12 protein-coding genes are annotated in these 13,240 nt (G+C 36.3%); all 12 read right to left on the bottom strand.

Annotated features, from left to right (window positions below; genetic code table 11):
- Positions 1-8: 8 nt before the first annotated feature.
- The 12 genes from MKX66_RS25895 to sodA all read right to left on the bottom strand — a co-directional run bounded on the left by MKX66_RS25895 (position 9) and on the right by sodA (position 13,121).
- Entirely contained in the window at positions 9-209 is a 201-nt protein-coding gene (locus tag MKX66_RS25895; protein WP_000253699.1) for a YqgQ family protein, read from the bottom strand.
- A 103-nt stretch (positions 210-312) separates the two neighbouring features.
- Positions 313-891, bottom strand: coding sequence for a 5-formyltetrahydrofolate cyclo-ligase (locus tag MKX66_RS25890; RefSeq protein ID WP_002034038.1), 579 nt, complete (start codon positions 889-891; stop codon positions 313-315).
- Positions 892-995: 104 nt separating this feature from the next.
- A complete protein-coding gene (gene rpmG / locus MKX66_RS25885; RefSeq protein WP_001265616.1) occupies positions 996-1,145 on the bottom strand; it encodes a 50S ribosomal protein L33 in 150 nt (49 codons plus the stop codon).
- 69 nt (positions 1,146-1,214) lie between these two features.
- Positions 1,215-3,569, bottom strand: coding sequence for a sugar phosphate nucleotidyltransferase (locus tag MKX66_RS25880; RefSeq protein ID WP_341087412.1), 2,355 nt, complete (start codon positions 3,567-3,569; stop codon positions 1,215-1,217).
- Positions 3,570-3,914: 345 nt separating this feature from the next.
- On the bottom strand, positions 3,915-4,571 hold the full coding sequence (phoU, locus tag MKX66_RS25875) for a phosphate signaling complex protein PhoU (RefSeq protein ID WP_033728155.1): 657 nt from the start codon (positions 4,569-4,571) through the stop codon (positions 3,915-3,917).
- Between the two features lie 172 nt (positions 4,572-4,743).
- Positions 4,744-5,559: a phosphate ABC transporter ATP-binding protein gene (pstB, locus tag MKX66_RS25870; protein ID WP_002088644.1), complete on the bottom strand. Its 816-nt coding sequence runs from the start codon at positions 5,557-5,559 to the stop codon at positions 4,744-4,746.
- 28 nt (positions 5,560-5,587) lie between these two features.
- Positions 5,588-6,454 carry a phosphate ABC transporter permease PstA gene (gene pstA / locus MKX66_RS25865; RefSeq protein WP_002088645.1) on the bottom strand — a complete coding sequence of 289 codons (867 nt, stop codon included), beginning with the start codon at positions 6,452-6,454 and terminating at the stop codon, positions 5,588-5,590.
- Between the two features lies 1 nt (position 6,455).
- Positions 6,456-7,406 (bottom strand): phosphate ABC transporter permease subunit PstC, encoded by a 951-nt coding sequence (gene pstC, locus MKX66_RS25860; RefSeq protein ID WP_002088646.1) that lies wholly within the window; start codon positions 7,404-7,406, stop codon positions 6,456-6,458.
- 27 nt (positions 7,407-7,433) lie between these two features.
- Positions 7,434-8,351, bottom strand: a complete 918-nt coding sequence (locus MKX66_RS25855) for a PstS family phosphate ABC transporter substrate-binding protein (protein WP_002138359.1) — start codon at positions 8,349-8,351, stop codon at positions 7,434-7,436.
- A gap of 522 nt (positions 8,352-8,873) precedes the next feature.
- Positions 8,874-11,000 (bottom strand): peptidoglycan D,D-transpeptidase FtsI family protein, encoded by a 2,127-nt coding sequence (locus MKX66_RS25850; RefSeq protein WP_215590186.1) that lies wholly within the window; start codon positions 10,998-11,000, stop codon positions 8,874-8,876.
- A gap of 109 nt (positions 11,001-11,109) precedes the next feature.
- Positions 11,110-12,387, bottom strand: coding sequence for an MFS transporter (locus tag MKX66_RS25845; RefSeq protein ID WP_341087408.1), 1,278 nt, complete (start codon positions 12,385-12,387; stop codon positions 11,110-11,112).
- 122 nt (positions 12,388-12,509) lie between these two features.
- Positions 12,510-13,121, bottom strand: a complete 612-nt coding sequence (gene sodA, locus MKX66_RS25840; RefSeq protein ID WP_001052029.1) for a superoxide dismutase [Mn] — start codon at positions 13,119-13,121, stop codon at positions 12,510-12,512.
- Positions 13,122-13,240: the final 119 nt, after the last annotated feature.

Genomic DNA, 13,240 nt, shown 5'->3' with positions numbered 1-13,240 from the left:
ACCTTTATCTAATTCTTATTTAGCTCTTTTTGAATTTCTTGCTTCAATAAAAATAAAGCTGTTTGATAGTCTTGTGGGTCGATTAGCTGTGATTGATTTAATTCACGCAATTCATCTTGCATTAATTGTAAATCTGCAATTCGATCACCCGTATAAATAATCGTACCAAATTTCTTTAGCAATTGCTGAATATCATAAATAGATACCATTTCATCACCCTCTATGCTCACTTACTATAAAAAATTATAATAAGAAAACGTTCACATATTTTATTATAATCACGAAGAAAAAGTCTCGTCAATTTTTATTTGTCTATACAAGCCCATTTTTAACCATTGTTCCTTTTTCTGTAATAATTTTTTCTACATTTTTATCAAATGGCTCTACTGGAATATGTTCTACCATTTGAAAACTATAAGCTAATGATAGCGCTTTCCCTTTATAATGCACGAGATAACGATCATAATAGCCACCGCCATATCCAATCCGTTCTCCTCGCTCTGTATAAGCTACGCCTGGCACGATTTGAAGATCAATTTCATCTGCATTCACTTCTTCCGTAAGCGCTGGAATTGGTTCACGTAAATTCATATACACTGTTTCTAATTGATCAAAATTACTAATTTTCCGGAAAGACATCGTTCGTGTTCCTTTATTACACTTCGGAACAACAACTTTCTTTCCTTCTTCCCAAGCTTTTTCGATAATAGGATATGTATTCACTTCATTTTCCATTGAGAGGGTGATTCCAATTGTTTTAGCTTCAACCCACTCTTTTTGCGCATACAACGAAGCTGCAATTTGCTCTGATAAAGTTGTATACCGTTCTTCTGATAAAGAATTCATGTGTTCTATTATTTGTTTACGTAAACGTAGTTTCTCTTCTCTCACACATTTTCCCCCTCACAGTGACACTTTGCTCTACGATGATAGTGTATCACTTTTAACAGAGGAACCGAATAAAAAAAGAAACAGTAGGAAAATATTCCTACTGCTTACTTTGTTTCACGGTGTAACGTAGACTTCTTGTCACGCTTGCAATACTTTTTAAGCTCGATACGCTCAGCGTTGTTACGTTTGTTTTTCTTTGAGATATAGTTACGATCTCCGCATTCTGTACATGCTAGAGTAATATTCACACGCATTCTTATTTCCCTCCAGTACTAATAACTTAAATCAGACTATACTATAATACCACTTTTAAAATAAAAATTCTACACCTTTTGATATTGTCTAATTTTTTCTATAAGATTTTTCATGTTTTCCCTTGCTATTACTGGGTTTCTAGCATGCGAATACACTAAAAATTTCGGTTGTTTTGTGTCAGAAACGATATAAGACCACTCTTTTTCGGTATATTTGAACTGTACTCCTTCAAATATACCTTCTTCCTTTCTTTCCATATCAGCCAATAATTTCCTCATTACTTTCCCTTTTTCATTCCATGAACATACAACTTCATCACAAAGTAGATAGAGCGGAGGTGATTGCTCTACTATGCTGAGAAATGTTTTTCCCTGCAATGCTATTAGCTCGAATAATTTTCCAATTCGATATAAAATATCTCGCTTCCATCTCGCTTGAAACGACTTTTTTTCATCCTGCGTATAAAATAGAAGGTAACATTCTCCTAATTTCAAAGACATCGGGTAAATATTTCCTGCCGATTCAAGTAATAAATCTGGAATATCTACCTCTTCAAAATCTGTTCCCTGGTAAATATTACTATAATTATCATATAACTCGAAATAATTTCCTTGCTCTGAAAACATAAGTGCCATATTTGCTTTACTTGATTTCATCAAGGCTTTCACATGATGCTTTTGTTCGCCCGCATAAATCCATGTAACTGTGCACCCGAGCCTTTGCAAAAAAATCATAAGTAAATGTTGTAACATATCATTTCTCTTATTAATAAGAAGATGAAACTTCTGTTTTTGTATCGTTTCAATATCAATACGCTCTAACACAGCTTCTACATAATTATTTGCAGAAACGTGAACTAGCTTATTTCGCCCCAGTTCTTTCTCAGAAGCGTAATAAAACGACTCAGACATATATACTTGTTCTATCTCTTTTTGCTGCTTATACGTTAAAAACGAGCCCTCCTTGCCATACAGTTGTATAACAATCCCTCTTTCGCTTTCCACTTGAACGAAAACTCCACCTGCACATTGCAAATTATGAATGGCATACTGAAAAAGCGACTCATTCATTTCTTTACATTCCATCGTATGAATCCCGCTGCCATGAATGGCATGGAGGAATAAATTTTTAAAGGAAGTTGTTTCTATATTTTCCTGACTTCCAATCAATATACTCTCCCCTTTGGCAAAAAGAGATCCATAAGCCATTGCAACTTTCACAATAAATTGAGGAGTAATTTCAACATTACCCCTTCCTACAATTCGGCTTTTTTGTAACCATCCTGCACTCTTTTCACTCTCTTTAACACCGGCAGAACCTACTATCGAATGACTATCTACCTCCTTATATGGCCATATTTTTCCTTTTTGCTTAATTACTGTACTTTTCCCTATATGACAATGATCCGCTACAATACTTTTTTGAAAAAGTGTAACATCATCTTCGACCATTGTATGATCTCCTATTGTTGTTTCTAACAACTCACAATTTTTTCCTATATGAGAATTTGCAAAAATGATGCTTTTTTGAAGATGAGAATAACTTGAAACGATACTATTTTTCCCGATAATAGAGTACGGTTCAATTACAGCCCCTGCACCAATCATTGCTCCTTCTCCAATAAAAGAAGGGCCATGAATTTTCGTCCCTTTTCCTATCGTTACACCTTCTCCCATCCACACCATCGGTAATACTTCTGTATATGGAATAGGCACCTTCAATTTTTTCGTCAACAAATCGAATTGAGCTTGCCGATATTGATCAAATGTACCAATATCTAGCCAATAGTCTTCTGATAAATATGCAAATAAAGCATTTTTATTTGCCAATAAAGGAAACACATCATGACTGAAATCCGAAAATTCCATGGATGGTATGTAAGAAAAGATTTCTGGCTCCATTATATAAATACCTGTATTCACAATATTAGAAACTACCTCATTCCAGCTCGGCTTTTCTATATATCGTATAATTTCTTGTTCTTTATTCATTACAACTAAGCCAAATGAGAGTGGGTTTTCTACTTCTTTCACAAACATCGTTACCATTCTCTTCTTCTGTTCATGAAATGCAATTCCTTCTGATAATTGAAAGTCAGTTAGTGCATCCCCACTAATAACAACAAATGTTTCATCTAAAAAACTTTCGGCTTGCTTAATACTCCCTGCTGTTCCAAGCGGAGGAGAATCTTCAAAATAATACAAGTTAACTCCCCACTTACTACCATCACCAAAGTATTTCTTAATAGCGGTACTCATATATTGAACTGTAATTGCAATTTCACGAATACCATGCTGACGTAATAATTCAATATTATATTCAAGAACTGGTTTTTCTAACAATGGTAACATCGGTTTTGGAGTATTACATGTTAATGGTCTAAGGCGTCTCCCTTTTCCTCCAGCTAAAATAACCCCCTTCATATACTTCAGCCTCCACTTATATAATGTTCAAGAACTCCGTATATCATTTACCCCACATTAACTGCAGTAAAAGTCCGGTTTGGTATGATCTAACAATCAGCGAGAGACAGCCCCACTAATTAAAGCCTCACTTTATAAATAAATGTACCTTTTAACTCCCACCAAAAAGAAAGCGCTTACCATTAACTTGGTAAAATAATTAATAAGACGTAACTAACATATATGTACTTATTTTTCCATTAATTATGATACATCTTATCATCATAGACTAAAGGAAACAATGAGCTTTTTTTGTCATGTTTTGACTAAAAAAAGCAGGTGATTTCTCATCACCTACTTTTCCCCCTACTCATTCAATAAATAATGCTTTCCTTTTACTACATAAAATACATTCTCGGCAATATTTGTAACATGGTCTGCTACACGCTCAATATATCTTGCAACAAAGGATAGTTGTGTAATTTGTGTAATCGCTTCTGGTTGTCCAGGGATAGATGAAATAAATTCACGAATCGCCTTCCCATAAATTTCATCAACTGAATCATCCATTTCAGCAATTTGTTTAGCAAAAGTTAAATTTTCTTGCTCATATGCTTCTAATGCTAAATTTAACATCTTATGAGCAATCTCAAACATTTCCTCAATATTATGTAAACTAACAACCACTTCTTTTTCACCAAGACGAATTGTTGATTTCGCAATATTAACAGCATGGTCTGCAATACGTTCTAAATCTGTCGCTGTTTTAATTGAAATGAAAATTCTTCTTAAATCACTCGCTACAGGCTGCTGCTTTGTAATAAGCATAAGCGCAAGGTCATTTATTTCCTCTTCTAAATTATCCATGCGATAATCCCCATCAATGACTTCTAACGCTTTCTCTACATCCCTGTTGTGAAGACCTTCCATAGCAATCAATAAAGCTCCACTTGCTAACTCACCAAGCTCGATCACCTTTTGCTGTAACGTTTTTAAATCACATTGAAACTGTTCTCTTACCATCATTTCTTCCCCCTCAATATTATGTGCCATTTTATATAAATCCCCTACCCAGCCTCTTGTATGTTTATTAAGCCTTGAGAAAAGAGAAATATTACTCCCCTATTTAAAATGAGGTAAAAATGAGAAATGCCCTCTGTTAAGAGGGCATTTACTCTTAGCCTTGCTAGCGATATCAACCAAATCGTCCTGTAATGTAGTCTTCTGTACGCTTATCTGCAGGTGTTGTAAATAATTTGTTCGTATCTGTATATTCCACAACTTCTCCACTTAAGAAGAAAGCAGTTTTATCTGAAATTCGTGCTGCTTGTTGCATGTTGTGCGTTACGATAACAATACTAAAATCTTTCTTTAACTCCTGAATTAATTCTTCTACTTTTGATGTTGAAATTGGATCTAGCGCCGATGTTGGCTCATCCATTAAAATTACGTCTGGCTCAATCGCTAAGCAGCGTGCAATGCATAGACGTTGTTGCTGACCACCAGATAAACCGTATGCATTATCATGCAAACGATCTTTTAACTCATCCCAAATAGCTGCGCCGCGCAAGCTATTTTCAACAATTTCATCAAGTGTTTTTTTGTCACGAACACCATGGATTTTCGGACCATATGCTACATTTTCATAAATAGATTTTGGGAATGGATTTGGCTTTTGGAACACCATACCCACATGCGTACGTAATTCTTCAACTGGATATGATTTATCAAATATGTTTCGTTCTCTATATTCGATAACGCCCGTAGTTCGAACGATAGGCACTAACTCTACCATACGATTTAGCGTTTTTAAGTATGTTGATTTCCCACAACCACTTGGACCGATAATCGCTGTTACTTCATTCTCATGAATACTTAAGTTGATATCTTTTAAAGCATGGTCTTCTCCGTACCATAAATTTAAATTTTTCGTATCAAATACTATTTTTTTTGGTGCTGTCTCAATCTTTTTTTCATTTTTCACCTGTACATTTACTACTGTTGCTACCATTTGAATTCCCCTTTCATCCACTTCCAACTTATTTTCGATTTCGTAACCATAAGACAAATATATTTATAAAGAGCAACAATCCTAGCAAAACAATCATCCCAGCTGCTGCTACATACTGAAATTCTTCTTGTGGTCTACTCATCCAATTAAAAATTTGAATTGGTAAAACCGTAAATCTATCAAACATACTGAACGGAACATAATTTGCAAAGGCAAGGGCCCCAATAACTAATAATGGTGCTGCCTCACCAATTGCTCTCGATACCGCTAACGTACATCCCGTTACAATCCCTGGCAAAGCGACTGGCAATACAATTTGATACATCGTTTGCCATTTCGTAGCACCTAATCCGTAAGAAGCCTCTAGTAATGAGCTCGGCACAGTTCTAATCGCTTCTTGACTAGCTACAACAACAGTTGGTAAGACGAGTAAACTCATCGTCAGTGCCGCTGCCATTATGCTCTCTCCCAAATGGAGAGCGTATACGAAAATAGTTAACCCGAGTAAACCAAACACAACGGAAGGTACCCCTGCTAATGTTTGATTATTTAATTCAATTAACTTTTTAAAAACGGACTCCTTCGCATAATGCTCTAAATAAAGAGCTGTTCCGACTCCGAATATAAAAGAGACTGGTATAACAATGCTCATAAATAGTATTGTTCCTGACAAAGCAGCGACAATCCCAGCTTCTCTCGGATTACGTGAGGCGAAGTTTGTAAAGAAATCTATTGAAAGATAACTTATACCTTTTTCAAAAATTTGAAAAAGCAATATAAAAAGTATTACTACTGAAAACAAAATTGCTATATAAAACAAACACTTGTAAATCCGATCCTTTAAAAAACGCGATGCCATATTTTCTTGTATGTTCTTATGGTTTAACATTCGCATATTATGTCAACCTCCTAAAACGGCGCATAATATATTGCGAAATGATATTCATAATAAAAGTAAACATAAATAACGTTGCACCTACAGCATACATGCTGTAATAAGTAATCGTTCCGTGCGGAGCATCACCTAAACTCACTTGTACAATATAGGCTGTTAATGTTTGAATAGAATGAGTCGGATCTATCGATACATTAGGTGTTGATCCAGCTGCAATAACAACAATCATCGTTTCACCAATTGCCCTGGAAGCTGCTAATATAATCGCTGCCATTATGCCCGTAAAAGCCGATGGAAACACCACTTGTTTTACCATCTCAAAACGAGTTGCTCCTAGCGCTAATGAGGCTTCTTTAATTCCTTTCGCTACAGCTCTCATCGCATCTTCAGAGAGAGACGCAATCGTCGGGATCATCATAAACCCTATAACAATACCTGGACTAATAGCATTAAAAAACTGCAAATCTGGTATAACCCGTTGTAAAAGTGGTGTGACAACTGTTAACGCGAAAAAACCATATACAATTGTCGGGATGCCTGCTAGTAGCTCTAACAACGGTTTTAATATTTTCCGAGCGCCATTCGAAGCGTATTCGCTTAAAAACACGGCACAACCTAAACCAATAGGAATTGCTACGAACATGGCAATTGCTGTTACAAGGATTGTTCCACATATAAGTGGTAATATACCGAATTTGGGATCTTCAAAAAAAGGTAACCATTCCTTCTCTGTCAAAAAAGAATACAATGATATCTTTTGAAAAAACATGATTGTTTCATTTGCCAACGTAATAATAATTCCAAGTGTCGTTACAATGGACACGCTAGCAATGGCTTTTAGTATTAACGGAACAATTCGATTGATTCGCTGCGTTTTTTTTCTTCTATTTGTATTTCTCTCAATCAAATGTTGTACAGAAAATGTAATTTGACTTTTGTCATTATGAGCCAAAGATGAAAACCCCTTTCCACCCTGACATTACCTTTTTATTTCTGTTAACATTCGCAGCTGTTCATTATATTTTTCTTTTGGTAATTTTACATATCCGACCTCTTCAGCAAGGCTTCCAACATGCTTAATCATAAACTCAACATAATTTGCTACATTAATTTTATTTCTGATAGATGCATGATTCACATACGTAAATAGCGGCCTAGATAATGGCTTATACGTACCCGACTGAATGGTCTCTTTCGTTGGAAATACACCATCCACCTGTATTGCTTTTACCTTATCTCGATTGGCCATATAATAAGCATATCCTACAAAAGCAATGGCATTTTTATCATTCATTACCCCTTGCATAATAACTTGATCGTCTTCAGACAAAGAAACCGTTTTTACAAGGCGATTATTTTGTAAGACAACATTTTGGAAATAATCATAAGTACCAGAGTCTACGCCTGGCGCATAAAATTTAACTTGTTCACGAGGCCATGATGAATGAATTTGTGACCATCGTTTCAATCTTCCATTTTCACTCCATAATAGACGTAACTCGTCTATCGTCATATTGTTTACCCACGTATTTTGACGATTCACAACAATCGTTAGACCGTCATAAGCAACCTCAAATGGTGTAAATTGAATGGATTTTTTCTGCATTGCATTTTCTTCTACCGGTTTCATCAATCTCGAAGCATTGTTTATATCTACTTCTCCTTTACTGAAACGATTAAATCCTCCCCCTGTCCCAGAAATACTAATAGAAATTTTCACGTTTGGATGGGCCTTTGTATATTCCTCTGCTACTGCCTCTATAATAGGGAAAACCGTTGAGGATCCATCAACTCTCACTTCTCCCATTTCATTTGTAGCGAATGCAGTAGACATATTAAAACAAAGGAAACATGTCGATAATGTCAAAACTTTAATCGATGCGCTCATCCATTTCACGTGTTCTTCCTCCTAGAAGTAACCGGAAATAACAGGATTACAGATATAAGAATACTGCTAAACTATTAATTCGGTTTTAATTATTTGTAAAAGTTTTGTAAAGTCCCACAAAAACAACTGTATACACAAACTTTATTTTCACTTTTGTACTTTAGATGCAGGAAATTTTCTAATCATCCATAAAGCGAAACTTTAATCAGTGGGGGTTTTGTTCATTCCCCCACTGATTATTAGCCCTCACCAATCGGGCGTTTACGGGCAGCAGGGCTCCCACCTAACTTCTTTGCTCCAGCTGAATTTTGAGGTGGGAATTTTACCGCCCTCAAACGCGGGATAAAACTGCTATCGCCTATCACACACAACAAACTTAGAGCGTATGCACTAATCTTGTTGTGTTCATCGTTTTTGAAACTACATGTTTTTTCAATATTTTATGCTTGTCCACATTTACTAAACCATATGCGTAAGGCATAAAAAAAAGCACACTATCTTTTCAGATAGTGTGCTTTTTTTACAACTTTTTTATTCATCATCTTGATTTTTATTTTTTTTCGCTTTTTCATCTTGCGGAGCTTCACCAGTTAATGCTTGTTTTTTCAACTCAAAGTAAGCGTCCATTATTTCACGACTGATATATCCATTAATCCCTGTTTTATCATCGTGTACCCATGGCACAACAACAGAAAATGCTACTTCTGGATCTTCGAGCGGGGCATAACCTACTAATGTTAAGTTATATGTTTCAACACGCTCACCTTTTGCATTTCTACCAATCTCTTTATCTCCGCCATATACAGTTTGAGCTGTACCTGTTTTCCCAGCGGCTTTATACGGTGCACCTGCAAAGTATTTTGTAGCTGTACCACCTGTATCGTTAAACACTTGTCTAAATCCTTCTTGAACACGTTTAATTTGTGATTCAGGCATATCAACACGATTTAATACTTTCGGTTCCATGGATTGAACAACTTTTCCAACTTCCTCTGGCTTCGCCGATGGCTGACGAATTTCCTTTACAACTTGGGGTTGCATACGATATCCACCATTTGCAATCGTCGAAATATATTGCGCTAATTGAAGCGGTGTATACGTATCATACTGCCCGATTGATAAATCTAATAAGAAACCTGGTTGATTTCCTTTACCTATTTGACCAGCAGTTTCATTTGGCAAATCAATTCCTGTTTTCACACCAAGTCCAAACTGACCAAAATAGTAACGCATAGTATCGAACGCACTTTTCGGAATATCTAACGTACCGCCTCGTACATATGGAACCCCAGCGATATTCATCGCTGTTTTAAACATATAAACGTTAGAAGACATTTTTAACGCTGTCAGGTCATTAATATACCCCATCGTTTTCCAAGATGACTTCGTAGGTGTCCCTTTTAATTTAATCGGTTCATCATACTGTACAGCTCCAGGTTGAATCGCACCAGTTTGATATCCCGTAAGTACTGTCGCACCTTTTACAGTTGAACCCATCGGATAAGAACTTGTCATCGTTCCTAATGCAAAATCATCTACTTTCGTTTCCCCGTCTTTATTCACTAATTGTTTCCCCGCCATAGATAAAACTTCACCATTTTTCGGGTTCATCATTACAACGAATGCACGGTCTAAAAGAGGTTCGCTCCCTTTAAATCTCATTAAGTTTTTTGTAAGAATTTCTTCTACGCGCTTTTGTAATTTCATATCGATCGTTAAATTTAGATCGTTACCTCGTTGTCCTTGTGACACATTAATAGTTTCTAAAATATTACCCTCTTTATCTGTAACATTTCTAACTTCAGCTTTTGTGCCGTGTAAACTATCTTCGTACTGTTGCTCAAGGTAACTTTTTCCTACGCGATCGTTACGATTATAATCACGAACAAGATAGTGATCTAATCTTTCTCTCGGTAACCCTTCATCAGAAGAAGTTACACCACCAAGTACACTTCGGAACATATCGTCATACTTATATTTTCGCTCCCAGTCAACATTTGTATCTACACCTGGTAATTTCGCTAAATTTTCACTAATAATCGCGTATTCTTCCGGTGTTGCATTTTTTTTAACGATTTGCGGCGTCATTGCATATCCGCTTTCCATCTTACTTTTGATCGCCAATATTTCTAAATCTTTTGCTGACAGTTGATTAATCTCTTCTTCTGTTACACGATTTCGTTGACGTTCATCTAGTTCTTTATCGTCAATTTTATTCGCTTTAAACTCTTCACGATCTTTTTTTGTGATTTTTGCTTCTGCTTCTTCTTTATGTAAAGCAAGCCAATAATCTTTCTTATCGCGATCTGTTAACTTATCTGTTGGGACTTCAATTAAATCTGCTAACTTTTTCGCCGTCTCTAAGCGGTCTGCTGCAGTTGATCCCTTCATTTTTGTAAATGTAATTGTACGAATAGGCTCATTATCTACGACCGCTTCTCCATTACGATCAAATATTTTCCCGCGTGGTACAGGATTACTTATCGTTGAGTTTTCTTTTTTCTCAACTTCATTTTTATATTCCTCACCACGAACAATTTGTACGTATCCAAGCCTTACAATAACCGCGGAGAACATTAAAAACACGCAAAAAAACAACACGTTTAACCGAAAAGGAACGTGGGTCTTTTTCTTTTGTTGTTTCTGCTTCTTGCTCATACAAACCCCCTCTACCAACAGCTATGTAATGTGAAAGGGACACCTTCATACAGGTGCCCTCACTGCTGTCTTACATCTTTTTCTATTCTAGCATAAAACACGCGATAAGTTAACCTTCTGGTTCAGTTTGATTCTGCGTGCTTCCTTGCGCTACAACACTGGTTTTGTTCACATTCCCCTCATCATATTTGACATTTTTAACTGCAAAATAAATAAGGAAATGTCCAGCTCCTAAAATACATAGTAAGAAAGGTAAACTTTTTTCAGGCGGAAAAAATATGACAGCACATAAAAAACTTAAAATGGAACAGATTCTTCCGGCATTTAACCATAATTCCCTGACCACTATATATTCTACACGCCATTCTCTCGCCTGTTTTGCTCTACCAATTACATCGTATGTCATTGAGCCGTACGGAACGAGTAAAATCGGATATGCAACTGCAATACATGCTGCATAAATAAGTAATTTCGTATATGTAACATTAAAAATAACTAAAAATACGACCGCATATAAAATAATGCCACCAAGTAAAATTGCTTTTTTTCGCCATTCTTTCTTTAACATACGAGCAACTAAATAATAGCATACAAATGATACTGCAGAATTCACTAAACTATATTTCCCTAGTGCTAACTCGCTACCAGATGCTAAATAGACATATACCGAAATAACGAAAATAAACGTTCCCTCTCTCAAACCTTGGAAGAAATGAGCGCGCGTAATTCTTCCCCAGTTTTCATCAACTTGCCGCTCTTTCAATACTTGCACAATTTCATAGCTTCCTTCACATTCCCTCTTCGATAAAAAAAAGCTTAGAACAACTGCAACCGCAAATAGCATTAACGAGAGGAAGAAAACGACAGTATAACCACTCCATTTTTCCATACATGAAATTGTATATCCTGCTGCTATCGGTCCAATCATTCCAGAAAACGATGTAAGAAGTCCTAGAAAACCGTTAAAAAAATCTCTTGTTTCTGGTTCTGTAATCTCAAATGTCAACAAGTTAAAAGCGAGCCAATAAAAACCATAACCAACTCCTAAAAGGGCTCCCATTAACAAAATATAGTGAGATGCACTTTTTCCCGCTACTAAAACGACGATAAAAAAAACAGCTAACGTGCCTACACCGATTCTCAATAAAATCGAGCGATCAATACGTTTCGCTAATTTCCCGCCCACAAGAAATGTTAGAGGCTGCAATACAACGCTGGCCAAATTATACAAGCCCAGATTCACATAATTTTGTGTTTGCTTCCATAAATAAATGTTTACAAACGTATTCGATAAAGAAATTGCGAGCGTGTATAAACCTCCTATAACGAGCAATAATACTAAATCCCGATTCACTTCAACATCACCGATTACATGTTTCCACTTCATACACAACTCTCCTTTACTTCATGTTCTAGTCTTCCAAAGAAAAGCTCAATTATGTAAAAGGAGAACATAGAAAAAAGCTAGGAGAAAACCCCCTAGCTTTTTTCTAGCTGTATTAGCTTTAATTATTTTGCTTCTTGGTAAAGTTTTTCAGCAACGTTCCAATCTACAACGTTCCAGAATGCACCGATGTAGTCAGGACGACGGTTTTGGTAATTTAAGTAGTAAGCATGCTCCCAAACATCTAAACCGATAACTGGAGTCTTACCTTCAGTTAGAGGAGAATCTTGGTTTGGAGTGCTTGTTACTTCTAACTCACCATTATTTACTACTAACCAAGCCCAACCAGAACCGAAGCGAGTTGCGCCAGCTTTTGCGAATTCTGCTTTGAATGCATCGAAGCTACCGAATTTCGCTTCAATCGCAGTTGCAAGTTCGCCTACTGGTTGTCCCCCGCCGTTTGGAGATAGGATTGTCCAGAAGAATGTATGGTTAGCATGTCCGCCACCATTGTTACGTACTGCTGTACGGATTGCTTCAGGTACTTCGTTTAAGTTTGCAACTAATTCTTCAACGCTTTTGTCAGCTAATTCTGCATGACCTTCTAAAGCAGCGTTTAAGTTTGTAATATACGTGTTGTGATGTTTTGTATGATGGATATTCATTGTTTCTTTATCAAAGTGAGGTTCTAAAGCATCATACGCATAAGGTAAATTTGGTAATTCGTGTTTTGCCATTGTTATATTCCTCCCGGTTTATGTATTGTCACTTAAGTGACATACAACTTCATTCTACCCTAATTGCCATAGGGTGCAAACAAATAAATCGCTTTGTCTTGCTATCATTAAAGTAGCAA

The sequence above is a fragment of the Bacillus sp. FSL R9-9530 genome (genome assembly GCF_038008145.1).
Taxonomy (GTDB): domain Bacteria; phylum Bacillota; class Bacilli; order Bacillales; family Bacillaceae_G; genus Bacillus_A; species Bacillus_A mycoides.
This window is presented reverse-complemented; position numbering and strand designations above follow the sequence as displayed.

Coding starts and splice junctions, on each gene's coding strand:
- MKX66_RS25895 (WP_000253699.1), bottom strand. CDS start 209: ATGGTATCTATTTATGATATTCAGCAATTGCTAAAGAAATTTGGTACG.
- rpmG (WP_001265616.1), bottom strand. CDS start 1,145: ATGCGTGTGAATATTACTCTAGCATGTACAGAATGCGGAGATCGTAAC.
- MKX66_RS25880 (WP_341087412.1), bottom strand. CDS start 3,569: ATGAAGGGGGTTATTTTAGCTGGAGGAAAAGGGAGACGCCTTAGACCA.
- phoU (WP_033728155.1), bottom strand. CDS start 4,571: ATGGTAAGAGAACAGTTTCAATGTGATTTAAAAACGTTACAGCAAAAG.
- pstB (WP_002088644.1), bottom strand. CDS start 5,559: ATGGTAGCAACAGTAGTAAATGTACAGGTGAAAAATGAAAAAAAGATT.
- pstA (WP_002088645.1), bottom strand. CDS start 6,454: ATGCGAATGTTAAACCATAAGAACATACAAGAAAATATGGCATCGCGT.
- MKX66_RS25850 (WP_215590186.1), bottom strand. CDS start 11,000: ATGAGCAAGAAGCAGAAACAACAAAAGAAAAAGACCCACGTTCCTTTT.
- MKX66_RS25845 (WP_341087408.1), bottom strand. CDS start 12,387: ATGAAGTGGAAACATGTAATCGGTGATGTTGAAGTGAATCGGGATTTA.
- sodA (WP_001052029.1), bottom strand. CDS start 13,121: ATGGCAAAACACGAATTACCAAATTTACCTTATGCGTATGATGCTTTA.